Source organism: Saccharothrix algeriensis, from assembly GCF_016907655.1.
Taxonomy (GTDB): domain Bacteria; phylum Actinomycetota; class Actinomycetes; order Mycobacteriales; family Pseudonocardiaceae; genus Actinosynnema; species Actinosynnema algeriense.
Genome location: NZ_JAFBCL010000001.1, coordinates 1,501,939 through 1,525,059, shown reverse-complemented (window position 1 = coordinate 1,525,059; position 23,121 = coordinate 1,501,939). Strand labels below are relative to the sequence as shown.

The window sequence follows — 23,121 nt, the reverse complement described above, 5'->3', positions numbered from 1 at the left end:
ACGGCATGACCGTCGACAGCACCACGGGACACCCGCAGAACCGGCCGGAGCGCAACCCGCCCGGTGGGAGCCCCGGGGCGGGCGGTGTCGTCCCGGTCCGGCGAAATGGCGTTGACCGCTTGTCGCGCCGCCCAGGACCATGCCCCATGACCACCGACCTCGTCCGGCACTACGCCGACGGCGCGGAGAGCACCCGACTGGCCAGGACTCCTCACGGTCGCCTGGAATTCCTGCGCACGCAGGAGATCCTCCGCCGGTTCCTCACGGCACCGGCGACGGTGCTCGACGTGGGAGGCGGGACGGGGGTCCACGCCGAGTGGCTCGCGCGCGACGGGCACGCGGTGCACCTCGTCGACGTGGTCCCGGCGCACGTCGACGCCGCGGCGGTGCTGCCCGGGGTCACCGCGCTCCTGGGCGATGCCCGCCGGTTGCCCGTCGCGGACGGGAGCGTCGACGCCGTGCTGGTGCTCGGCCCCCTCTACCACCTCACCGACCCGGCCGACCGCGCGCGGGCGCTGGCGGAAGCGCGGCGCGTGCTGCGGCCGGGGGGCGTGCTGGCGGCGGCGGGGATCAGCCGCTACCTCTCGGTCGTGGAGGCGGGCGCCAACGGCGCGCTCGACGCCGACCTGGTTCCCTCGGTGGAGGCGGTGGTGGCGACCGGCCGCTACGACGGGCACGTCGGGTTCACCGCGGCCCACTGGCACACCGCGGACGAGCTGCGCGCCGAGGTCCGGGCCGCCGGCCTGGCGGACGTCGAGGTCTACGGGGTCGAAGGACCGGGCTGGGCGGCGCTCGACGCCGCCGGCGCGGACGAGTTCCCGAGGCTCGTGCCGGCAGCGCTGCGCTGCGCCCGCCTCGTCGAGCGGGATCCGCTGCTCGTCAACGCCAGCGCGCACTTCCTGGCCCTCGGGCGGGCGCCGTCCGCCTGACCGCCCGCGCGCCGCGCCCCCGGCCGGGCGGGGGCGCGGCGCGCGATCCGGCCCGGCGCCCGTCAGAGCCGGACGTCGTGGCGGGACGGGGCGTTCAGCTTGCGGCGGACCTTGACGACGTACTCCTCGACCGTGCGACGGGACAGGAACAGGGCCTGGGCGATCTCGCGGTTGGTGTGGCCGCCCGCCAGCAGGCGGGCGACGTCCCGCTCGCGCGGGGACAGCTCGCTGCCGTAGCCGCGCCTGCCGCGGCGCGACGGGGTGGCCACGCCGGCGCTGCGGATGCGGTGGCGGCAGCGGGCGGCGTCGACGGTCGCGCCCAGGGAGTCGTAGGACCGGGCCAGCGCGTCGAGCGCCGCGGCGTCGGCGGCGCCCCCGGCCTGCTCGGCGAGTTGGGTGGCCCGGTAGGGCAGGCCCAGGTCCCGGTGCAGGTCGACCGCCTCCCGGTAGAGCAGGTCGGCCCCCTCGCGGTCGCCCTCGGCCGCGGCCAGCCGCGCCCGGCAGGCCGTCAGCGCCGCGCGGGCCAGCGGGGCGTCCACGCCGCCCAGGCCGGCGGTCGCCTCCGCGACGAGCCGCCGCGCGGCGTCGGCGCGGTCGACCGCCAGGTAGCAGTCGACGGCCTGGGGCAGGATGTCGCCCGACCACACCCAGGCCCCCTTGCTCCGCAGCACCGCCACGCCGCGCTCCACGTGCTCCTCCGCGGCGCCGGCGTCGCCCCGGCTGAGCAGCATCCCCGCCATCCCCCCGGCCGCCGAGACGCCCACCGGGAACACCCGGGCGGCCGGGTGCGAGCCCGCCGCCGCCCGGAAGGACCTCTCGGCCCGCACCCACTCGCCGCGCGCGGTCGCCAGCCAGCCCCGCGTGAGGTTCAGGTCGGTGGTCAGCAGCAGGTTCGCGTAGGCGCCGAGCAAGCGGTCGATCCGCTGCCCCAGCCCCGACCACCGCCCGCCGAGCCAGTCCAGCCGGGCCTGCGTGGCCTCGGCGGTGCCGACGACGTAGGGAGCGGCGACCCGCTTGGTCAGGGCGACGCCGCTGCGCAGGAACTCCCGCGCCCGGGAGTAGTGGCCGATCCACGAGCACGCGTCCGCCAGGTTGCAGTGCGCCCGCGCCAGGTGGTGGACCTCGTCGGGGTCGTGCACGTCCGAGGGGGAGGGCAGCTCCGCGACGCGTTCCCAGGTGCTCGGGTCGCCGACGACGAGCCGCCCGCCGAGCGTCGTGGCCAGCAGGGCGGTGCGCAGGGCGCGGGTGGGCAGGTGCTCGACGACCGCCTCCACCCGGCCGAGCGAGGCCCGGTGCTCGGCGATGGGCGCGGTGCCCAGGTACGGCCCCGCCATGGCCGCCAGGCCGCGCACGGTGCGCTCCGGCTGGTCGCCGAGCAGGTCGACGGCCTGGGCGAGCTCCTCGGCGCCGCGGTCGACCTCCCCGGTCTCGCGCTGCAGCAGCAGCCCGAACCACAGGTGCACCTCGCCCCGGACGTCCGGGGCCAGCCGCGGGTCCGACAGCAGGCCCTCGACCCGCTCGGTCACCACCCCGCCGGGCAGCCCCGTCAGGGCGTGGCCGCACAGCTTGGCGGCCAGCCGGTTCGCGTCCTCGGGGCCGGTGCCCGGATCGGCCAGCACCTCGGACAGCAGGTCGACCGCGGTGGGCACGTCCCCGGCCTCCTCCGCGGCATCGGCGGCCAGTTCGCCGTACCGCAGCCACTCGGCCCCCATGCCCGCCGCCCTGGCGTGCGCGCACAGGCGGGCGACCGGCGCGCGGTCGAGGGCGGAGAGCACCGCCACGGCGCGCTCGTGCAGCTCCCGCCGCCGCGGGCCGGGCAGCGAAGCGCACACCGCGCGCCCGGCGAGGCCGTGCCGGAAACCGAACCTGCCCGCCGCCGCCTCCACGAGCACACCGGACTCCACCAGCGCGACCAGGTGCTCCGCCCCCGCCTGCGCCACGGCGCCCAGCACGCCGGCCGTCTCCGGCATGCCCAGCACCGCGGCGGCCTCGGCGACCGACCGCGCGGCGTCGGGCAGGGCGCCCACCCGCTCCCTGACCTCGTCCGCCACCAGGACCGGCACGTCGATCCCGGCCAGGACCCGCCCGGCCAGGTCGCCCTCGGCGCGCACGTCCCGCAGCGGGTCGCGCAGCGCGCGCACCGCCTCCTGCACCACGAACGGGATCCCCGCCGTCTCGCGCAGGACGGCCTCGGCGAACCGCTCCGACGTCACCGCGGCCCCCACGAGCGCGTCGACCGCGGCGCGCACGCCCGCCGCGTCGAAGGGGCGCAGGACCAGGGTCGGCACGTGCAGGACGCGGCCGAGCGGGGCGCCGGCGGGCAGGTCCTCGCGGCGGTAGGTCGCCACGACCGACAGGCCCGGCGGCGGGTCGGCCACCACGAACCGCAGCACCCGGCGGGTCCCCTCGTCCGCCCAGTGCAGGTCCTCGAGCACGAGCACGGCGGGCCCCAAGGAGCGCAGCAGGTCGCGCACGGCGCGGAAGAGCCGGTGCCGCTCGGCGCCGGGGTCGCCGAGGGCGCGCGGCGCGGGCGGCAGGCCGTCGGCCAGCTCGGGCAGGTGGTCGCGCAGCGCGCCGGTCACCGGGCCGGGGTCGACCAGCAGGTCGCGGCACCGGCTGAGGCAGTCGAGGAGCACCCCGTACGGGAACGGCTCGGGCAGCGGCTGGCACGCGCCCGCGACCACGCGCGCGCCCCCGGCGCGGGCGGCGGCGGCGAACTCGGTGACCAGCCTGGTCTTGCCCATCCCGGCCGGGCCCTCCACGAAGACGGCCGACGGCGCGCGCCCGGCCGCGTCGAGCAGGGCGGCCAGCTCCGCGTCCCGGCCGATCATCGGCGCGGACCGGACGGGGAGGGGGTCCGCGCGACCGTGGCCCATGTCCGCTCCCGTCGCCGATCCACCCGAAGAGGAATGCCCGCCAGGATAGGTCGGCCGGGCGGGGCGCCGTAACCCCGTGGGCACGGGCCGCCCGCGCCCCCGCACGATCCCGTACCCCTACGGGTCGTGACCACGCTTGTTCCCCCGTCGCCCGGGCCGAAGGGTGGTCCCCGAGCGGCCCGATGTCCCGACACCCTGCAACGGCCGCTCGAACGCGCGATGGAGGAATCGATGCACGAGCGCAGGAAACGGTGGCCGTCGACCCTGCTCACCGCCGCGGTCGCCGCCGCCGCGGTGGCGACCGCCACGGGCGAAGCCGTGGCGCAGCAGGCGGAAGAGGACGTCGTCCGAGCCGACCGGCCTCATCCCGGCCAGTACATCGTGGTGCTGGAGAACGGCGCCCGCGCCGCGGCCGAGGGCCACGCCGCGGCCCTCGCCCAGCGCTACGGTGGCGAGGTGACCGACACGTACTCGGTCACCCTGAACGGCTTCGCGGTCCGCGACCTGTCCGAACGGCAGGCGCGGCGCCTGGCCGCCGACCCGGCGGTCAAGTCGGTGCACCAGGACGGCACGACCACGGCGGCGGGCGAGCAGGCGGACCCGCCGTCGTGGGGCCTGGACCAGATCGACCAGCGCACCGCCGCCCTGGACAAGAAGTACACCTTCCCGAACTCGGGCGAGGGCGTGACCGCCTACGTCATCGACTCCGGGATCAACACCCGGCACCCCGAGTTCGAGGACCGGGCCGGCCACGGGTACGACGTCCTCGACGGCGACGCCGACGCGAGCGACTGCTACTGGCACGGCTCGCACGTGGCGGGCACGATCGCGGGCAGGACCGTCGGCGTGGCGAAGAAGGCCAAGGTCGTGGCCGTGCGCTCGCTGGACTGCAAGGGGTCCGGCCCGGACTCGGCCACGGTCGCCGCCATGGAGTGGGTGGCCGAGAACGCCGTGCGGCCCGCGGTGGTCAACATGAGCCTGGGCATGGACACCCCCGGCGTCGGTGACGAGCAGGTCAAGGCCATGGTGGCCAAGGGGATCACGGTTGCGGTCTCCGCGGGCAACAACGGCGAGGACGCGTGCGGGGTCAGCCCGGCGCGCGTCCCCGAGGCGATCACCGTCGGCTGGCTCAACAAGGACCGCACCCGCGGCGGGAACCACGGCCGCTGCATCGACCTGTTCGCGCCGGGCGGCAACATCTACTCCAGCGACCACAACGGGTCCTTCCGCACCGGCAGCGGCACGTCCATGGCCTCGCCCCACGTCGCGGGCGCGGCCGCGCTGCACCTGTCCGCGAACCCCGGCGCGACCCCGCAGCAGGTCGGCGAGGCGCTGGTGCGCAGCGCCAGCCCGGGCCTGGTCACCAACCCCGGCAAGGACTCGCCCGACAGGGTGCTCTACGTCGGCGACATCGGCGGCGGGCCGGTCAGGTGCGGGGTCAAGGGCAACGACCAGGACGTGGCCATCCCCGACGCGGGCTCGGCGGTGGGCTCCTCCGTGACCCAGGACTCCTGCCAGGGCAAGGCTCCGGCCACGTTGTCGGTGCGGGTCGACATCGACCACGGCTACACCGGGGACCTCGCCGTCGACCTGGTCGGGCCGAGCGGGACGTCCTACCCGCTCAAGCGCGCCGGCGGCGTCGGCGAGCCGGGCGGCGTGCACCGGAGCTTCACCGTCGACGCCTCGCGCGAGGACGCGAACGGCACGTGGCAGCTCTCGGTGCGCGACACCTACCGGTTCGACGTCGGCACGCTCACGGGCTGGTCGATCACATTCTGACCGTTGTGGACGGACAGCGCCGTCCCCTCCTCCCACCCTGCCATCGAAGGAGAACGATGAGAGCACCACGCCTGGTCGCGGCACTGACCCTGGCACTGGCCGCGGTGGCCCTGCCCGCCGCGAACACCGCCGGCGCCGCGTCGACCGACCGGATCAGCACCGCGGCGACCCCGACCGACCAGCTCCGCACCGGGGACGCCGGGACCCGGATCGTCAACGGGGAGCGCACCACCGTCAAGGAGCACCCGTTCGTCATCGCGGGCATGCGCGTCGGGGGCGGCGGCCCGCAGGGGCAGTCCTGCACCGCCTCCGTGGTCGGCAAGCGCAAGATCCTCACCGCGGCGCACTGCATGATCGACTCCACCGGCGCCAAGAGCTACATCTACGGTGACGACGACCTGACCACCCCCGGCGACGAGACGTTCCGCACCGCCGTCGACTCGTTCAAGACCCACCCCCGGTACACCGGCTCCGGCGGCTGGCGGACCGGCTACGACGTCGCGGTGGTCACCACCGTCGACGACCTCCCGGTGCCCGAGGACCAGTGGGCCGAGGTGGCCGGCTCGGGCGACGGCGCGCTCACCCAGCCGGGCAAGTCCGGGATCTCCCTCGGCTACGGCAAGACGACGGCGAGCGGCGGCTCCGGCGTGCTGCGCAAGACCACCCTGCCGGTCAACGACCCCGGCGGCTGCCAGGTCTTCGACATCCGGGTCAACGGCGACCTGATGGTGTGCACGGGCTACAACGACGGGCGCACCGCCAACTGCTCGGGCGACAGCGGCGGTCCGTTCATCGTGGACGGCGTGATCGTCGGCGTCTCGTCGTGGGGCGCGAGCGCCTGCGACCGCTACAGCATCATGGCGCGGCTGACCAACGAGATGGGGGACTGGGCCCGCTCCGAGATCGGCGACACCCCGCCCGGCGACGGCAAGTTCGCGGTCGCGCTGTCGCCGACCTCCGGCAAGGCCGAGCCCGGCAAGCACGTCTCCACCAGCGTCACCACCACCGCGGGCGACCAGGGCCCGGAGAAGCTGGACCTCAGCGCGTCCGGGCTGCCCGCCGGGACGACGGCGACCTTCCAGCCCGCGTCGGCCATCGACTCCGGTGAGGTGGCCAAGCTGACCCTGCAGCCCTCGACGAGCACCCGGGCGGGCACCTACAAGGTCACCGTCACGGCCAAGGGCGCCTCCGGGACCAAGACCGCCGAGTACACCCTCACGGTCGGCGACGGCGGCACCACCAACGGCCCGAAGCCGTCCACCTCGCCGAACTCCGGCACCGTCCCGCCCGGCGGCTACGCCAACGCGGTGATCACCGTCACCGGCGGCACGGGCCCCGTCCGGCTCAGCGGCGCCGGCCTGCCCCACGCGCCCATGTTCACGCCGCAGACCGTCAACCCCGGCGGCACTTCGCGGATGACGCTCATGGGCCCGTACCAGCGCGGCACCTACAAGGTGACCATCACCGCGACGGACAGCGCCGGCAAGACCGGGACCGCGGAGTACACCCTCACCGTCCGGTGAACCGTCCGATGACCCCCGGACCGGCGGGCACGTGATCCGTCGCCGCCGCCGGGAAACGCGTGGAGCCCGTGACCGCTTCGGCGGCCACGGGCTCCACGGCCGTCGCTGCCGGGCGTTCGGCCTCAGCGGGACGCCACGGCCCGGTCGCGGTGGACCACGACCGGGCGGCGGGGCCGGAGCGCGGGCGGGAGATCCGGGTTCCCGTGCGGGTCGGCGGTCACGGAGCGGTGACGACGGAGACGCCCTGGCTGCTCGCGATGCGGCTCCACTTCTCGGCGTACTGCCAACCCCCGCTCTGCGCTATGTGCATCCCGTGGACGACGACGGCGGTCCGGTCGGCGTTGTAGGAGTAGAACGGCGCGCCGGAGTCGCCGCCCTGCGCGATCGTGCCCTTGTCGTAGGCGATCAGGTCCTGGGTGCACCCCGCCTTGTCGCAGAACTGGCCCTTGAGGTCGAAGACGCGCTGGCCGCACTTCTCGAACGTGGTGATGCCGCTGCGGCAGTAGTCGCTGCGGTTGACCACCGGGTCGGACGCGCCCGCCACCCGGATCTGCTTGCCGGTCGCGTCGCCGACGTAGATGTGGTGGCCGTAGAAACCGGTTTCCAGGTGGGAGATGAGCCCGATGTCCCGATCCGGGAAGTTCCAGTAGTAGAAGTAGCCCATGTGCTCGCCGCTGCCGGTGTTCTCCACCGGTCGACCGATCGGCACGCCCTGGATGTGCCCGCAGTGGGCCGCCCCCAGCAGGTAGCGGTTGCCCTCCGGGTCCTGCACGGTGAAGCCGCTGCTGCAGTTCACGGTCCCGATGGTGACCGCCGCGCCGCCCCGGAACGGGCGGGGGTCGAACTGCCGGGAGTTCCGGCCGCCGGTTCCGCGCCGGTGCTCCACCTTGACCGACAGCCCGGCGGACAGCGTCCCGGCGAGGTCGGGGGGTGCGTCCGACGTCACGACCACGACGTCGCGGGTGATGTCGAAAGCGGAGCCGTAGACGTGCCCGGCGCTGCTGTTCCGCGCCGCTTCGGCGCGGATCCGCTCGTGGACCGCGTCGACCTGGGACCGGGTGGTGCTGCTGCGCTTGACGACCGGGGCGGAACCGCCGACGGCGAAGTCGGCGGCGGTGCGCGTGCTCCCCGGGCCGGACGCGGGCAGCACGACCACGAAGCGGTCGAGCCGCTCGTCGTAGTAGTGGCCCAGTGCGCCCTTCTCGGCGACCAGCGCGCCCAACCGGCTGTCGGTGGCGAACAACCCGCTCTGCCGCGGTTCACCGCTGTGCGGGGTCGGGGGTTCGGGAGCCGCGTGAGCCGGGGCGCTCGCGATGAGCGCGACCACGGCGATCAGCGCGCCGGACAGTGCTTTTCTTCGACGGGTGAGCACGTTGTTCCTCCTGCGTGGCGTTCGTGCCGTGGGATTGCCGAACGTCTCGTGCTGAGGGGTGCGATCCGGCTTTGCGAGGAACCACAAGGTGTTCGTCGAACGCCGCCATGCTAGCGCCGGCCCGACGGGCGGGCGGTGATCGGGCGGAAGTTGCTCCGAACGCCTCGACCGGCTCCGGCCGGCTGCCGAGCGGTGCGGGTCGGGCGGGATCACGCCGTGCTGCTCCATGCCACTCCGGTTGTCCTGAAAGGGCTTCCCGAGCCGGATTCCCCCTATGCCATGACATCGGCGCCATCATTCGCGCGGTGCGCCGAGGAGTCGGCCTGCCAGGACCGTGCGCGGGCAAGGCTTTGCGCGCCACCGAGGAGCACTGCCCGGTCGACCGGCACGCGAAGACCGCTGCCTGGCGCACGACACCGAAACCCCTGGCGCCCAAGGACGAACGGCTCGTCACGCCTCGGCGGGGCGCCCGCGGATCAGGGTTGGTCGCGGCGGTGGAGGGAGCCCGGGGTGTGTCCGAACGAGCGGCGGAAGACGTCGATGAAGGCGCTGGCCGTCGACCACCCGCAGCGGTGCGCCACGGTGGTCACGGGAACGTCGTCGGCCAGCATCCGCAGGGCGTGGTAGAGGCGCAGCTGGGTGCGCCACTGCGGGAAGGTCATCCCCAGGTCGGCGCGGAACAGGCGGCCGGCCGTGCGCGCGCCGACGCCGACGGATGCGCCCAGCTCGACCAGGGTGCGCGCGTCGGCCGGGTTGCCCCGCAGCACCGCGCAGAGCGCGACCAGCCGCGGGTCGCGCGGGGTGGGGAGCTGGACGGCCCGCTGGGGCGAGGTGCGCAACCGGTCGAGGAACACGGCGCGCAGCCGGCGCCGTTCCGGGCTGTCCTCCGCCGGGTCGAGGGTGTAGGCGAGGATCAGCTCCCGCAGCAGGGGACCCACGGCCAGCACCGCGGGGGCGCGCAGGCCGAGCGGGTCGGTCCGCGCGGGCAGGCCGATCAGGCGCAGGTCGACCAGGCCGTGGGCGCGGTGGGCGTGCACGGTCCCCGCCGGCACCCAGATCGCCTGCGTCGCCGGGGCGAACCAGGTGCCCGCGTCCGTCGTCACCGCCACGACGCCGGAGGCCGCGTACGCGATCTGGTGCTCGTCGTGGCGGTGCGCGCCGATGCCCGCCGACGGCGGCAGCCTCCGCCTCCGCGTCGGCGCCCGGGGGAGATGACGGATTTCCGACACGACCCGGCACTTTATCGGAAGCGGGACAGCGGCCCCGGCGTCGAGACTCGGGGGCATGGTGAACAGTTCCCGTCGACGCGCCGGCCCGGTGACCCTGCTGTCCCTCGGGCACGCGTGCGTGGACGTCTACCAGGGGTCGGTGGCCGCCCTGGTGCCGTTCTTCGTGGCCGAACGGGCTTACCCGTACGCGACCGCGGCAGGTCTGGTGCTGGCCGCGTCGCTGCTGTCCTCCGTGGCGCAACCGCTCTTCGGCGTGCTCGCCGACCGCTGGTCGATGCCCTGGCTGCTGCCGGCGAGCACGCTGGCGGCCGGCATCGGCGTGGCGCTGTGCGGCCTCACCCACCAGTACGGGCCCACCCTGGCGGTCGTGGCCCTCTCGGGCCTCGGGGTGGCCGCCTACCACCCCGAGGCGGCCCGGGTCGCGCGGATCGCCGGCCGGGGCAGCCACACGTCGATGGGGTGGTACGGCCTCGGCGGCAACCTGGGGTTCGCCACCTCGCCGCTGCTGGTCGCCGCGGTGGTCGCGACCGGGGGGCTTGCCGCGTCACCGCTGCTGGTCCTGCCGGCGCTCGCCGGGGCGCTCCTCTGCGCCGCCGCGCTGCGGTCGATGCGGCGGTCGGCGCCGCGGAGTGCGGGCCCGGCCCGGACCTCCCCGGGCCGTGACGACTGGGCGTCGTTCGCCCGGCTGTCCGGCGCGGTCGCGTGCCGGTCGGTCGTCTTCGTCTGCCTGGGCACGTTCCTCGCCCTCCACGTCGAGGAACGGGTCGGCGGCGGTGGCACCGCCGCCCTGTTCGTCCTCTACCTGGGCGGAGCGGTCGGCACCGTGGCCGGCGGCGGGCTGGCCACCCGGTTCGGCCGGCTCCGCGTCATCCGCTGGTCCTACGCCCTGGCCGTGCCCGCCGTCGCCGGGGTCGTGCTCGTCCCCGGGCCGGCGCTCTTCCTGTTCGTGACCGCCACGTCGATCGGTCTGTCGGTGCCCTTCTCGCTGCACATCACCCTCGGCCAGGACTACCTGCCGCGCCACCCCGGCACGGCGAGCGGCGTGACGCTCGGCCTCGCGGTCAGCATCGGCGGACTCGCGAGCCCGCTGGTGGGCGCCCTCGCCGACGCCACCTCCCTGCGCACCGCCCTGGTCCCGCTGATCGCGCTGCCCGGCCTGGGGTGGCTCGCCACCCGCTGCCTGCGCGAACCCGTCCGGCTGGAGGACCAGGTGCGCAGCGGGCCCCGGGAGTGATCAGGGAGCCCGGCGCAGACCCTGGACCAGCACGTCGACGAACAGCTGCCAGCGGGCGCTGTCCAACGCGATGGAGTGGGACAGCCCGTAGAGCAGCCCCTGGAGGTCTTCCACGGTGACATCGGCGCGCAGTGCGCCCGCTGCGTGGGCCTGGTCCACCAGGACCTTGAGCAACCGCGCGTACTCCGCGCTCTCGTCCTCGCACAGGTCGAACGTCGCGACCTGGCCGAACACGTCGCACAGGCCCGCATCGCGCGACATCGCCTCACCGCTGCCGACGAGGAAGGACGTCAAGCCCGCCCACGGATCGGTGGAGTCCAGCGCCGAGGTGGCGTTCGCGATCCGGTCCAACACCCACTGCCTGGTGATCTCCGCGAGCAGCGCGTGCTTGGTGGGGAAGTGGCGGTAGAGGGTGCCGATGCCGACCTGCGCGCCCTTGGCGATGGCCTCCATCTGCACGTCCGCGCCGTCCTTCCCGAGCGCCGCCTTGGCTGCGGTGAGGATGCGTTCCCGGTTGCGCCGGGCATCGGAGCGGAGGCGGCGCCCAAGGGGTTGATCGGTGTTCTGGGGCACACCCCCATTCTACCGAGGACTTGACACCAGGATACGGCAGTCGTATGGTCCTGACCCGTAAACGGAATGGGAGTTCCGGTTCCGCTTAAGGTTTTTCGCAGCTCCGGTCCATCGACGACGCGCTCGACTCGGCGGTCCTGGCCGCCGTGGCCGCGAACGCGGCGGCCCCGGTGATCACCCCGGGCCCGGCGGTGGGGTCGCCCTGCTGGTGAAGGCTGGATCCGCCGTGCTCCCGAAGGCCGCGCAACACGAGGAAGGAAGGTCCGCGCGATGACTGCCGGCGCTAAAGAGGCGTTCGAGGAACTCGCCGAGGAAGTGGCCCCGCAGGGGTTCACGGTTTCCAGGATGTTCGGGCTGCCCTGCCTGAAGTACGGTGGCAAGGCGATCGTGGCGCTCCAGGGCGAGGGCGTCGCCTTCAAGCTGGGTGCGGGCACCGGAGAACTGACCGCGGCGCTGGCCGCGGAGGGCGCCGAGCCGTTCGACCCGGCCGGGACGGGCCGTCCGATGAAGGACTGGGTCCGGTTGCCCGCCTCGTCGGCCGGGACCTGGGTCGAGCACGCGAGGGTCGCGGCGTCCAGGCTGGGCTGAGCACCCGGTTCCCGGTGGTGGGCCGGCGCGACGGCACGCGCCCGCACGAGCCGTCCGGATCGCCGGGGAGCCGGCTCCCCGGCGGGGCGATGAGGCTGCGTGCGGGATCCCGCTTCGGCGTGTGGGCGGGGCGGGGGAGGGGTAGGTCATGGCCATGAGCGAACAACCGCTGGACCTGGGCGCCACCGACCTGTCCGCCGAGCAGGAGGAGCGGGTGCGGCGCGAGCACGACCTCGACCGCCCGGAGGAGTTCGACCGGCGCACCGGGGTCGACGAGCGGGCGGTGACGCGGGCCGAGCTGCTGCCCGAGGAGCAGCGGTCGGGCAGCGCCGACCCCGAGGCGCAGGCGCGCGAGGTGCTGCGGGACTCCGAGGTGCGCACCGAAGTGCCCGAGTCCGCGCCGGACACGTTCTCGGAGCGGCGCCCCGCCGGGGGGTGAGCCGACCGGCGGGGCGCCGCCGCGGTCAGAGGCTGTCGCGCAGCGGCACGGTGATCTGCTTGAGCCACGTGCCGGTGGTGAAGTCGCGGGCCTTGATCACCACGGCCCGGTGGTGCACCTCGACCTGGAGGCCCTGGTTGAAGCTGCCGCCCAGGGAGGTCTCGCCGCCCTTGCCGTCGTCCACCCAGCCGGTCTGGACGGCGCCGGTGTTGACCACGGTGAAGCCCTCGGGGTTGCCGCTGCCCGGGACGACCCGGCGCACCACCCAGTCGGACAGGGTGAGGTCCCAGTGGGTGTGCCCGGAGAACAGGAACACGTCCCGGTACCTGCCGAGCACCGCGAGCAGCCGGTCGGCCTGCAGGTAGTCGTTGAGGTAGAGCTTGTTGCGGGTGCCGGACACGGTGTTGGGCAGCGGGTGGTGGGTCAGCACCATCACCGGCTTGCGCCACCGGTCCCAGTGCGCCAGCCGCCGCTCCAGCCAGGTGAACTGCTGGTCGCTGAGCCACACCTCGTCCCACAGCTTCGGGTCGTGGTACTTGGCGTAGCGCTCGGTGCCCAGGCACAGCACCGGGATCCCGCCGAACGAGGTCTCCGAGTAGACCGTGTTGCGCCCGGCGAAGTTGTAGAAGCTGCGGAACAGCGAGTCCTCGGTGGCGCCGTTGGGCCAGGTCTCCTGGGCGAGGGTGTCCGGGTCGCGCCACTTGGGCACGTAGAACTCGTGGTTGCCGATGGCCCAGACCACGTTCTTCGGGTGCGGGTGCCGGTCGAGCACCGACCGCACCTGGGCGTACTCGAAGTCGTAGCCGCGCGGGGTGATGTCGCCCGCCACGCCGAGGCCGGCGCTGCGCGGGTTGGTGGCGTTGATGTCGTCCAGGGCCTTGCCGAAGTCGGCCAGGTCGCCCTGGATGTCGCTGATGATGTTGAACCGCACGGCCAGGCCCAGCGGGTCCCGGCCGGGGGCGGCCTCGGCCCGGGCGCCCAGCGCGGTGGTCGCGGCCAGCGCGCCACCCGTGGTCAGCATGAACGACCTGCGATCCATTCGGACACCCACATTCAGCTCGCACCGGCACGAACGGGCCGAAGGTAGGACGTCTGCGGTGATCGGCGGTGACTTCGCGCCGGCCCGGGTGTGTACGCGAGGGTAACTTCAGGTTCCGGCCCCGGTCCGGTCGTCGTAGGGTCGCGGGGTGGCGGACGACGGGGGGACGCGGGCGTTGGCCGGGCTGGTGACCCGGTGGCTGGTCGCGGTCCTGGCCGGCAGCGGGGTGCGGTTGCCCGGGGAGGAGGCGCGGCTGCGGGAGGTCGTCCACGGCGCCGTGGCCGGGGTGGTCGGACCGGCCCTCGCCTACGGGCACGGCAAGCTCGCCCGGGACCTGCGCACGTGCTTCGCCGCGCCGCCGGGACGGGAGCTCCCGGCGGGGGCCGGGGCGGAGGACCTCCGCAAGGCCATCGCGGCGCGGGTGGAGGGCGTGGTGCGCGCCGAGCCCTTCTACGCCTCCTACTACCGGGACGAGCAGCTCACCCGGATGCTGCACGACGCGCTCGTGCGGGCACTGCGGGAGTTCCTGGCGAACGGCCCGGAGGTGGACGCCGCGCAGGCGGCTCGGCTCAACGCGCTCGGCGTCGACGTGGACGGCGCCGGCCCCGCGGTGCGCAACGAGGTCGGGGGCGCGGTCGGCGGCAACCTGGTCCAGGTCGGCGTCCTCCACGGCGACGTGCGGATCGGCGAGGCGGACGAGGGGGCCGGCGCGCCGGTCTTCGTGCGGGTGGAGGTCCGGGCATCCTGCCACCTGTTCCCGGAGGGCTCGCCCCACTCGTTCACGGCCGGCGGGTCGGGGTCGGTCGACGTCCTGGTCGAGGCCAGGGGCGCCCGCGCCGTCACGCTGCGCTCGCTGCGCCCGGTCGTGCTCTCGCGCCGCCCGTCGCAGCCGACGTCCCTCGTCGTGTCGACCGCGGGCATCATGACCCCGCGTCGCTTCGAGGTGGACCTGGACGCCGAGACCCCTCGCCTCGTCCCCGCCGGCAGCGCCGGTCGGAGCCGGCTCGGCCGCCTCCTGCGCCGCTCCGGGAGAGCGGGGTTCCCCTACGTGGTCAGCCCGCTGGACCCGGAGATGTTCACCATCACGCCCCGCACGGTCGGGCACCAGGTGGAGTGGCGGCTGGAGCTGGACTGGACCTACCGGGGCCGCGACGGGACGACGCCGATCGACGACGGCGGGGAGCCCTTCCGCGTCATGGGGTAGCCGCGCCGCTGCCCGATCGGGTGAGTTGTTCCCCTTGTAGTGGCCAGCTGCCTCGTGCCGTAACGACTGTGCGAAATGCAACAGGTCGGTCGGTTTGTTTTTTCGGAACCTCGCTTCCGGGCGGGTTCGCTCGCGAGGCGCGGCAGGTCGGCCGGTGCGCGTGGTTGGTCGAGAAGACCTGTGGTGATCACCTTTTTGCTCGGCACTGCCCTGGGGCGCCGGGGGTTCCGGCTCATTCCGACCTGCCGCCGTCACGGTTGACAAAACCGGTCGATCGGTTTTATATGACAGTGGCAGGTTGGTCCTCACGACGGCTCGCCGGACATCACCAGCTGTTGATCACTCGTCGATCAAGCAGGGATTGTGAGAAGCCAGATGAGCACGACGCCGTATGAACTGTCCCAAGAGGAGCGACGCGAGCTGTGGAACCGCGCCGAGGACGTGGTGCGCGGAGGACCGGCGGAGGCCACCGCCGACAAGCTGCCCGAGGGGCTCCGGGAGGTCGTGCGCGCCTTCGGGCGCGACTCGGGCCGGACGGGGTTCCTCCTGCTGCGCGGCCTCGAGGTCGGCCAGCTCCCGCCGACGCACTCCGCCGGCGAACCCGCCACGCTGCCCGGCCACGGCACCGCCGGCTCGGCGATGCTCCTCGCCGACGCGCTCGGCACGATGATCGGCTACGCCGACGAGAAGGGGGGCGAGCTGGTCCACGACGTGCAGCCCCTGCCCGGCGAGGAGGACCGGGTCGAGGGCTCGGGCGCGGTGGCGTTCGACTTCCACGTCGAGAACGTGCACCACCCCCTGCGGCCGGACTTCATCGGCCTGGTGTGCCTGCGCCAGGACCACGACGGCGTGGCGGCCACGCGGATCGCCTCCTGCCGGGAGGCGGTCGAGCTGCTCGAGCCGGCCGAGGTGGACGCGCTGCGGCAGCGCCAGTTCTACAGCAACTACCCGGGTTCCTTCACCCGCAACACCACCACCGAGCCGCCGCCCGCGGGCCCGCACCCGGTCCTCTTCGGCTCGGCCGGCACACCGTTCATGCGGTTCAACTCGCACAACACCATCTCGATGAGCAAGGCCGGCCGCGCCGCGCTGCGCGCGCTGACCGAGGCCCTGGAGAGCGTCTGCCACGACGTGGTGCTGCGGCCCGGTGACTGCGCGATCCTGGACAACAACGTCGCGGCGCACGGCCGCTCGGCGTTCGCGCCCCGCTACGACGGGCACGACCGCTGGCTCCGCAGGTTCTACTCGATCAAGTCCATCCCCAGCTCGGTCACGCAGATGATGGCCGGTTCGCGCGTCGTCCCGCCGATCCCGGCCATCAGCGGCATCTGGTAACCGGTCGCCGTGGGGTGGGAGACGACGATGACGACCCTCGACTCGCTGCTGTCGGCGGCCGACTTCGAGCGGCGGTGGATGGCGCAGGCCGATCGGGCCATCGGGCAGTACGTGGCCGGCGGCGCGGGCTCGGACGGCGTGGTCGCCGCCAACGCCGCCGCCTTCGACGAGGTGTGGCTGCAACCGCGGGGGGTGCACGAAGGCCCGGTGAACCTCGACACGACGACCGCGCTGTTCGGCCGGCGGCTGGCGTTCCCGGTCGTGCTCGCGCCGACCAGCCCGCAGCGGCTGGTGCACCCCGACGCCGAGCTGGCGACCGCGCGGGCCGCGGCCGCGCGGGGCGTGGTGTCGATCGTCAGCACCGACTCGCACTACCCCTACTCCGAGATCGCCGAGGCAGCCCCCGGCCGCACGTGGTTCCAGCTGTTCGCCTACCGGTCCCGGCGGCACGTCGAGGCCACGCTGGAGTTCGCCGAGAGCTGCGGGGCGTCGGCGATCGTGGTCACCGTCGACGCGTCCTTCGCGGCGCGGCGGCTGTCCACCCAGCGGGCGGGGTACCGGCTCCCCGCCGGGGTCGACTACGGCACGCTGCGGGCGCTGGGCATCCTCCGCGGGGACCCGCCGGTCGGCGGCAGGCACGACAAGCTGCCGATCACCTGGGCCGACCTGGAGTGGATCCGGTCGCGGACGGCCCTGCCGATGCTGGTCAAGGGCGTGCTCCGGCCGGTGGACGCGAAGCGGTGCGTCGACCTCGGCGCGGACGGCGCCATCGTCTCCAACCACGGCGGGCGCCAGCTCGACGGCGTCGTCCCCACCCTGTTCGCCCTGGCGGGGGTGGTCGACGCCGTCCCGGCGCAGCACCCGGTCCTGCTCGACGGCGGCGTGCGCTCCGGGGTCGACGTCGCCAAGGCGGTCGCGCTCGGGGCGCGGGCGGTCTGCATCGGCCGGCCCTACCTCTGGGGGCTCGGCCTGGCGGGTCGGCAGGGGGTCGAGCGGGTGCTGGAGCTGATCGGGGCCGAGTTCGGCGACGCCCTGCTCCAGCTGGGCACCTCGACCGTCGCCGAGCTGGACCGCGGCTTCCTGACCCGGCCGCACCACCTGGCGCCCGTGACGGGCGCCGGCTGATGGGGGAGGCGTCCGGGGTCGACGAGCAGCGGGGGGACCGCGGCGCGGCGGCGGTCGGCGGCGCGCCGGACGCCGCCCGACCGGCGCGGCGGACCCGCGCGGAGATCCGGGTGGGCTTGGGCCTGGCCGTCGGCGCGGCCGTCGCGATGGGCGGGGCCGCGCCGGCGTTGAAGGCCATGGGGTCCGGCGGCCTGTCGGCGGTGAACGTCATCCAGGCCCGCACCGCGGTCGGCGCGGTCGTCCTGCTGCTCGTCGCCGCGGTGGTCAGCGGGCGGCGTATGAAGGTCCGGGTCGGGGACTGGTGGCTGGTCGCGCTGTACGGGGTGATCAGCCTCGCGGTCAACCAGGTGGTGTTCACCATGTCGCTGGCCAGGCTGCCGGTGGGCGTCGCCCTGCTCCTGGAGTACCTGTCGCCGGTGCTGGTCGCCCTGTGGGTGCGGCTCGTGCAGCGCCGGGACGTCTCCGGCCTGGTGTGGGCGGGCATCGCCCTGACCCTGGTCGGGCTCGCGCTGGTGGGCGAGGTCTGGTCCGGTTTCGACCTCGACGGGGTCGGCGTCCTGCTGGGGCTGCTCGCCGCGCTCACCCTGGCCGCCCGCTTCCTGCTCGCCGAGCGCGGCCTGCGCAGCTACGACCCGCTGGTCATGGCGGCGTGGGGCACCGCGCTGAGCGCCGTCGTGCTCGCGCTGGCCGGGGTGGTCGAGCCGTTCCCGTTCGCGGTCCTGTCCCAGGACGTCGACCTCCGGGGCGCCCCGGTGCCGATGGGCGCCCTGGTGGTCTGGGTCGGCCTGATCGGCATGGCCGGCGGGATCGCGCTCGGGGTGGCCGCGCAGCGCAGGCTCCCGCCCACCTCGGCGAGCCTGCTGCTGACGCTGGAGGTGGCGGCCGGGGCCGTCCTGGCCTACTTCGTGCTGGGGGAGGTGATGACCGGCGCCCAACTCCTCGGGGCCGCCGTCATGCTCTCCGGGATCGCACTGGCCCAGGTCGCCGTCACCCGCCGGTCGGCGCGGGGGTGAGCGCGCAGCGCACCGGGCGCCGGGTTCCCGCGCCCGGTGCGCTGCCGGTTGCTCGTCCTGTCCACGGGGGACTCGTGTGCGGTCGGGGTGTCGCCGCCGGAACCGCCCGGGGTGGTGGCGGTCGACCGGTTGATGACCCAGAAGAAACCAACCGGTCTGTTTTTCATCAGACGACCGCGCCATCCGGGTAGGCGGGCCGCCGGCTGGCCTCCGGGTGGCGACACCGAACATGCCTCGGTGTCCGAATTGTTCTCCTTGCTATGCGGGTTGTCCGATCGGCGGCAGTCGGCCCGAGGCGATCTTCACTCGAACGGGTGATTGGAGCAAATTTAGAAGAAAACCTTGTGGTTGGTTTGTTTTCCTGGTCACTCCGCAACGCGCCGCACAGCAGAGGAGGACCCGATGACTGCCGCCGGCCACCACTCGCAGCAGGCCCCCGCCGACGCCCCGGGGTCGGACCACGCCGGGCTGTCGTTCAGCAGCAACGTGCCGCGCCACCTGGTGCACCGCAGCGCCCTGGCCGAGGTGCTGCTCACCGACTGGCGCAGGACCGGGGACGGCGCCTACCTCTGCGCCGCGCAGTGGCCGCGCGGGCACAGCCTCTACCGCGTGCTGGACGGCCACCACGACCCGCTGCTGGCCGCGGAAACCCTGCGGCAGACCGGGATCCTGCTCGCGCACAGCGCCGAGGGCGTGCCGCTGGACTGGAAGTTCGTCATGGACGGCATGGCGATCTCGGTGCACCCGGCCGGGCTGCGCGCCGGCGGCGCCCCCGCCGACGTGCTCCTCGAAGCCGGGCTCTCCCCGCTGCGCAAGGGCACCCGCTCGGCGGCGCACCTGCGCCTGGACGTGCGGTTCCGGCACGACGGCCGGGTGTTCGCCACCGGCGGCGCCCGGATGCGCTGCGTCGCCCCCGCGCTCTACCGCAGGCTGCGCGGTGAGCGCGCGGGCGCCGCGACCCGCCCGGCCGCCGTCCCGCCGCCGGTCGACGCGCGGGTGGTCGGCATGAGCACCGAGGCGGACGTCGTGCTCGGCGCCGCGCTCGACCGCGGCGCCTGGCCGCTCCGCGTCCGCACCGAGCACCCCGTCCTGTTCGACCACCCGCTCGACCACGTGCCCGGGATGCTGGTGTTCGAGGGGTTCCGCCAAGCCGGGCGCGCCCTGCTCGGCTTACCGGGCGCGCAGCTCACCGGCTGCGACGTCGGGTTCACGAGGTACCTGGAGTTCGACCCGACGCCGGTCGTGCTCGCGCGGGTGCGGCGGCGGGCGGCGTCCGGCGCCTCGCTCGCGGTGCGCGTGGTGCAGGACGGGCGGACGGCGGTGTCGGGCACCGTGGAGGTCTGCGCCCGGGACTCCGGGGCGATCGCGGCCTAGCGCCGGCCCCCGCCCACCCCTCGGCCGTCGCCCGCGCCGTCGTCCGCCCGGTCGGGCGCGGGCCCGGCCGCGGGCGTCACGACGTCGCGGCGCTCGGGACGTTCCCCTTCTGCAGCGGGGCGGCGGCGATCCGCCGGAAGTGCCCGACCTTGCGGGCCGGGGCGAGGGAAGGCAGCAGGACGGCCCACATCTCCTCGACCCGGCGGCACAGGTCCTGCCGCCTGGTGAAGACCTCGGAGAGGATCTGGATGCCGGTGAACGCGCCGCACACGAAGTGGGCCAGCTCGTCCGCGCCCACCGGCGACCGGACGTCGCCCTCGTCGACGGCCCGCTGCAGCAGCTGCTTCACGACGTCGGTCCACTCGGCGTACGGGTCGACCCGGAGGGCGCCGAACGTCCCCTGCTCCAACGTCAGGCGGATCCCCGCCCGCACGATCACGTTGGTCATCAGCTGCGTCGCCATGAGCTGCGTCGCCCGGATGACCGCCTCCAGGCCGCTGCCCTCCTCGGTCAGCCAGGCGCGGGTCGGGGCGACCGACAGCTCGTGCTGCTGCTCCACCACCGCGCGGGCGACGTCCTCCTTCGACTTGAAGTGGAAGTACAGCGCCCCCTTGGTGACACCGCCGTGCCCGATCACGTCGCCGAGGGTGGCCGCGGAGTACCCGTACCGGTCGAACACCTCCGCGGCGCCGCGGATGATCGACTGCCGGGTGACCTCGGCACGTTCCTGCTTGGGCATCGAGCGCTCCCCACTGTCGGCTCCCCCGACTGCTGCCGCCCCCTGGGACCCCCAAGCGAACCGGTCGGTTGGTTTGTCTGCAAAGGACGATACACCACGCGGTGCGGCGGTCGGCGGTGGAGCGCGACGAACGCGGTCATCGTCATGAACGCGCGACAGGTCCTCGTCACGGGCGCGACCGGCTTCATCGGCTCCGCGGTGCTCCGCGCCCTGGCCGCGCGCCCCGGCGTCGCCGCGCGCGGGTTGGTCCGCCGCGCTCCCGGCGGCGATTCCGCCCGGTTCGTCCTCGGTGACCTGACCGAGCCGGCTTCCCTGGAGGCCGCGTGCCGCGGCGTGGACACCGTCGTGCACGCGGCCTCCGAGGTCGGTGAGGACCCGCGGCGGTGCTGGGCGGTCAACGCCGCGGGCACGGCCGCCCTCGTGGCAGCCGCTCACCGCGCGGGGGTGGCGCGCATCGTCCACGTCAGCACCGCGTCGGTCTACGGGCGCGGCCCCCACTGCGGTGCGCCGCCGCCGGCGGCCGGGTACCGGCCGTCGTCCGCGGCCAGTCGCAGCCGCCTCGTCGCCGAGCGGGTCGTCCGCGACCACGGGGGCGTGGTGGTCCGGCCGCACCTGGTCTACGGCAGGGGCGACCGCTGGTTCGTCCCGGCGCTCGCGGGCCTCCTGGTGGCCGCCGGCGCTCGCATCGACTCGCCGGCCCTCGTCTCGACCATCCTGGTCGACGACCTCGCCCGAGCGGTGTGCGCCCTCGCCGCGCTGGAGGACGACCGGCCGCACCGGGGCGCGGCCCTCGACGTCAACCACCCGGAGCCGACTTCGGTGCGCGCGCTCGGCGAGGCGGTCGCCGACGCGCTGGCGCCGGACGTCCCGGACCGCTCCGCGCCCCTCGTGGCCTTCGAGCGGCTCCTGCCCGAAGGCGGTCGCCACCGGCGGCACCTCGCGGTGCTCGCGCACGACCGCTGGTACGAGTCACGTCGCGTCTGGGACGTCACCGGCCTGGACCCGGGCGCGCCGTTCGAGGTCGGCCTCGAACGGTGCGCCGACTGGTACCGGCGCTTCCTGCGCGCGCGGCGGTGAAGCGGACCCCCGGCCCGGGGCGCGGCCGACGGGCCCGCCCTCCCGCGCCCGGCTCCCCCGGCAGGCGGCGATCCTCGCCGCCGTCCCTCCATACCAAACCGACCGAGCGGTTTTGTCAACACAACTTCCGGTGAGGTGCGGGATTCATCGCCCGGGGGATGTCGAGATGGCGGTGAGACTGGGCGGGGAAACCCATGCCCTTCATCGAATTCGGCCGTGGAGTGCTGCACCGGGTGGTGCCAGCCCCGGGGGTCGACTCTTGAGACGAGAGGAGTAAAAAACCGACCAACCGGTTGCCTATGCGGCGGGGGGTGGCTACGGTCGGCACCAGTTCACGCGCAGAAGCGGGGACCTGGAGGCACCACCGGGAGTGGACGCCATGGCACAGCTGTCACCCATCCTCAAACAGGCGACACCGATCACGGTCAGCCACGCCGAGGGGCTCGTCGTGGTCGGCGAAGACGGCCGGCGCTACCTCGACTTCACCGCGGGCATCGGCGTGACCAGCACCGGCCACTGCCACCCCCGCGTCGTGCGGGCCATCGCCGACCAGGCCGGCAAGCTGATCCACGGCCAGTACGTCACGGTGAAGCACCGCCCGCTGCTGACGCTGTGCGACCGCCTGGAACAGGTCCTGCCCGCCCACCTCCGGTCGTTGTTCTTCGTCAACTCCGGCAGCGAGGCGATGGAGGCGGCGCTGCGCCTCGTCCGGCAGGCCACCGGGCGCCCGAACGTCATCGTGTTCCACGGCGGCTTCCACGGGCGGACCGTCGGGGCGGCCTCCATGACCACCTCCAGCACGCGCTTCCGCACCGGGTACGCGCCGTTGATGGGCGGGGTGCACATCGCGCCGTTCCCGCACGCCTACCGGTACGGCTGGGACGAGGCGGAGGCCACCCGGTTCGCGTTGCAGGAGCTGGACTTCCTGCTGGCGACGGTCAGCTCGCCGGACGACACGGCGGCGCTGGTGCTGGAACCGGTGCTGGGGGAGGGCGGTTTCGTCCCGGCGAACACCGCGTTCCTCCGGGGTCTGCGCGAGCGCGCCGACCGGCACGGCTTCCTCCTCGTGGCGGACGAGGTGCAGACCGGGGTCGGCCGCACCGGGCGGTTCTGGGGCCACCAGCACTTCGACGCCCGGCCCGACGTCCTGGTCGCGGCCAAGGGGCTGACCAGCGGGCTGCCCCTGTCCTTCATCGCGGCCCCGGAAGCCCTCATGGGCAAGGCCCTGCCCGGCTCGCAGGGCGGCACCTACGGCGGCAACGCCGTCGCGTGCGCCGCGGCGATCGCCACGCTCGACGTGATCGAGGACGAGGGGCTCGTCGGCAACGCGGCCTTCCAGGGCCGGCGGCTGGCCGACGGCCTGCGGCGCATCGCCGCGGACAACGACGTCATCGGCGACGTCCGCGGGCTCGGCCTGATGCTCGGCTGCGAGTTCGCCACCCCCGAGGGCGAGCCGGACCCCGCCGCCGCGCTCCGCGTGCAGCAGGAAGCCCTCGGCCGCGGCCTCCTCCTGCAGATCGGCGGCCCGTGGCGCAACGTCCTGCGGATGCTGCCCGCGCTCGTGGTGACCGACCAGCAGGTCGACGAGGCGTTGCAGATCATCTCCGACGCGGTCAAGACCGCGCAGTCGACCGACAACCGCCCCCAGCCGCCCCGGCCCGACCGGTGAACCG

The 23,121-nt window shown here is 74.5% G+C and carries 19 protein-coding genes; 13 read left to right on the top strand and 6 right to left on the bottom strand.

The features are described 5' to 3' along the window. The first annotated feature begins 146 nt into the window (after nt 1-146). Nucleotides 147-929, top strand: coding sequence for a class I SAM-dependent methyltransferase (locus JOE68_RS06505; RefSeq protein ID WP_204841432.1), 783 nt, complete (start codon nt 147-149; stop codon nt 927-929). A gap of 62 nt (nt 930-991) precedes the next feature. Here JOE68_RS06505 and JOE68_RS06500 read toward each other — a convergent pair whose 3' ends face one another. After that, nucleotides 992-3,805, bottom strand: a complete 2,814-nt coding sequence (locus JOE68_RS06500) for an ATP-binding protein (RefSeq protein WP_239562152.1) — start codon at nt 3,803-3,805, stop codon at nt 992-994. A gap of 231 nt (nt 3,806-4,036) precedes the next feature. Between JOE68_RS06500 and JOE68_RS06495 the strand changes: the two genes are divergently transcribed. Together JOE68_RS06495 and JOE68_RS06490 are read left to right on the top strand one after the other, a co-directional pair. After that, nucleotides 4,037-5,584, top strand: a complete 1,548-nt coding sequence (locus JOE68_RS06495) for a S8 family serine peptidase (RefSeq protein WP_204841431.1) — start codon at nt 4,037-4,039, stop codon at nt 5,582-5,584. A gap of 56 nt (nt 5,585-5,640) precedes the next feature. Next, complete coding sequence (locus JOE68_RS06490) at nt 5,641-7,107, top strand: trypsin-like serine protease (protein ID WP_204841430.1); 1,467 nt, start codon at nt 5,641-5,643, stop codon at nt 7,105-7,107. A 217-nt stretch (nt 7,108-7,324) separates the two neighbouring features. Here JOE68_RS06490 and JOE68_RS06485 read toward each other — a convergent pair whose 3' ends face one another. Together JOE68_RS06485 and JOE68_RS06480 are read right to left on the bottom strand one after the other, a co-directional pair. Further along, the gene (locus JOE68_RS06485; RefSeq protein WP_204841429.1) at nt 7,325-8,479 is read right to left on the bottom strand and encodes a S1 family peptidase; all 1,155 of its coding nucleotides are present in this window, start codon (nt 8,477-8,479) and stop codon (nt 7,325-7,327) included. Between the two features lie 476 nt (nt 8,480-8,955). Continuing rightward, on the bottom strand, nt 8,956-9,708 hold the full coding sequence (locus JOE68_RS06480) for an AraC family transcriptional regulator (RefSeq protein WP_204841428.1): 753 nt from the start codon (nt 9,706-9,708) through the stop codon (nt 8,956-8,958). A gap of 55 nt (nt 9,709-9,763) precedes the next feature. Here JOE68_RS06480 and JOE68_RS06475 point away from each other — a divergent pair, with 55 nt between their 5' ends. Next, nucleotides 9,764-10,942 carry an MFS transporter gene (locus tag JOE68_RS06475; RefSeq protein WP_204841427.1) on the top strand — a complete coding sequence of 393 codons (1,179 nt, stop codon included), beginning with the start codon at nt 9,764-9,766 and terminating at the stop codon, nt 10,940-10,942. On the opposite strand, the gene JOE68_RS06470 is transcribed toward JOE68_RS06475, so the two are convergent. Further along, nucleotides 10,943-11,515, bottom strand: a complete 573-nt coding sequence (locus JOE68_RS06470; protein WP_204841426.1) for a TetR/AcrR family transcriptional regulator — start codon at nt 11,513-11,515, stop codon at nt 10,943-10,945. Nucleotides 11,516-11,785: 270 nt separating this feature from the next. Here JOE68_RS06470 and JOE68_RS06465 point away from each other — a divergent pair, with 270 nt between their 5' ends. Together JOE68_RS06465 and JOE68_RS06460 are read left to right on the top strand one after the other, a co-directional pair. Beyond that, nucleotides 11,786-12,103 (top strand): hypothetical protein, encoded by a 318-nt coding sequence (locus JOE68_RS06465; protein WP_204841425.1) that lies wholly within the window; start codon nt 11,786-11,788, stop codon nt 12,101-12,103. A 154-nt stretch (nt 12,104-12,257) separates the two neighbouring features. Then, complete coding sequence (locus JOE68_RS06460) at nt 12,258-12,542, top strand: hypothetical protein (protein WP_239562150.1); 285 nt, start codon at nt 12,258-12,260, stop codon at nt 12,540-12,542. A 25-nt stretch (nt 12,543-12,567) separates the two neighbouring features. Here JOE68_RS06460 and JOE68_RS06455 read toward each other — a convergent pair whose 3' ends face one another. After that, the gene (locus JOE68_RS06455; protein ID WP_204841423.1) at nt 12,568-13,581 is read right to left on the bottom strand and encodes a metallophosphoesterase family protein; all 1,014 of its coding nucleotides are present in this window, start codon (nt 13,579-13,581) and stop codon (nt 12,568-12,570) included. Between the two features lie 148 nt (nt 13,582-13,729). On the opposite strand from JOE68_RS06455, the gene JOE68_RS06450 reads away from it, so the two are divergent. From JOE68_RS06450 to JOE68_RS06430, 5 genes are all read left to right on the top strand, one after another. After that, nucleotides 13,730-14,785 carry a hypothetical protein gene (locus JOE68_RS06450; protein WP_204841422.1) on the top strand — a complete coding sequence of 352 codons (1,056 nt, stop codon included), beginning with the start codon at nt 13,730-13,732 and terminating at the stop codon, nt 14,783-14,785. Between the two features lie 375 nt (nt 14,786-15,160). Next, the gene (locus JOE68_RS06445; RefSeq protein ID WP_204841421.1) at nt 15,161-16,120 is read left to right on the top strand and encodes a TauD/TfdA family dioxygenase; all 960 of its coding nucleotides are present in this window, start codon (nt 15,161-15,163) and stop codon (nt 16,118-16,120) included. Between the two features lie 27 nt (nt 16,121-16,147). Then, nucleotides 16,148-17,245 carry an alpha-hydroxy acid oxidase gene (locus JOE68_RS06440; protein ID WP_204841420.1) on the top strand — a complete coding sequence of 366 codons (1,098 nt, stop codon included), beginning with the start codon at nt 16,148-16,150 and terminating at the stop codon, nt 17,243-17,245. Continuing rightward, complete coding sequence (locus tag JOE68_RS06435) at nt 17,245-18,258, top strand: EamA family transporter (RefSeq protein WP_204841419.1); 1,014 nt, start codon at nt 17,245-17,247, stop codon at nt 18,256-18,258. Before JOE68_RS06440 ends, JOE68_RS06435 begins: the two co-directional genes overlap by 1 nt. Before the next feature lie 402 nt (nt 18,259-18,660). Continuing rightward, entirely contained in the window at nt 18,661-19,632 is a 972-nt protein-coding gene (locus tag JOE68_RS06430; protein ID WP_204841418.1) for a ScbA/BarX family gamma-butyrolactone biosynthesis protein, read from the top strand. A gap of 76 nt (nt 19,633-19,708) precedes the next feature. Here JOE68_RS06430 and JOE68_RS06425 read toward each other — a convergent pair whose 3' ends face one another. Further along, complete coding sequence (locus tag JOE68_RS06425) at nt 19,709-20,371, bottom strand: ScbR family autoregulator-binding transcription factor (RefSeq protein ID WP_204841417.1); 663 nt, start codon at nt 20,369-20,371, stop codon at nt 19,709-19,711. 144 nt (nt 20,372-20,515) lie between these two features. Between JOE68_RS06425 and JOE68_RS06420 the strand changes: the two genes are divergently transcribed. Next, nucleotides 20,516-21,448: an NAD-dependent epimerase/dehydratase family protein gene (locus tag JOE68_RS06420; RefSeq protein WP_204841416.1), complete on the top strand. Its 933-nt coding sequence runs from the start codon at nt 20,516-20,518 to the stop codon at nt 21,446-21,448. Between the two features lie 379 nt (nt 21,449-21,827). Beyond that, nucleotides 21,828-23,117 (top strand): aspartate aminotransferase family protein, encoded by a 1,290-nt coding sequence (locus tag JOE68_RS06415; RefSeq protein ID WP_204841415.1) that lies wholly within the window; start codon nt 21,828-21,830, stop codon nt 23,115-23,117. The last annotated feature ends 4 nt before the right edge of the window (nt 23,118-23,121 follow it).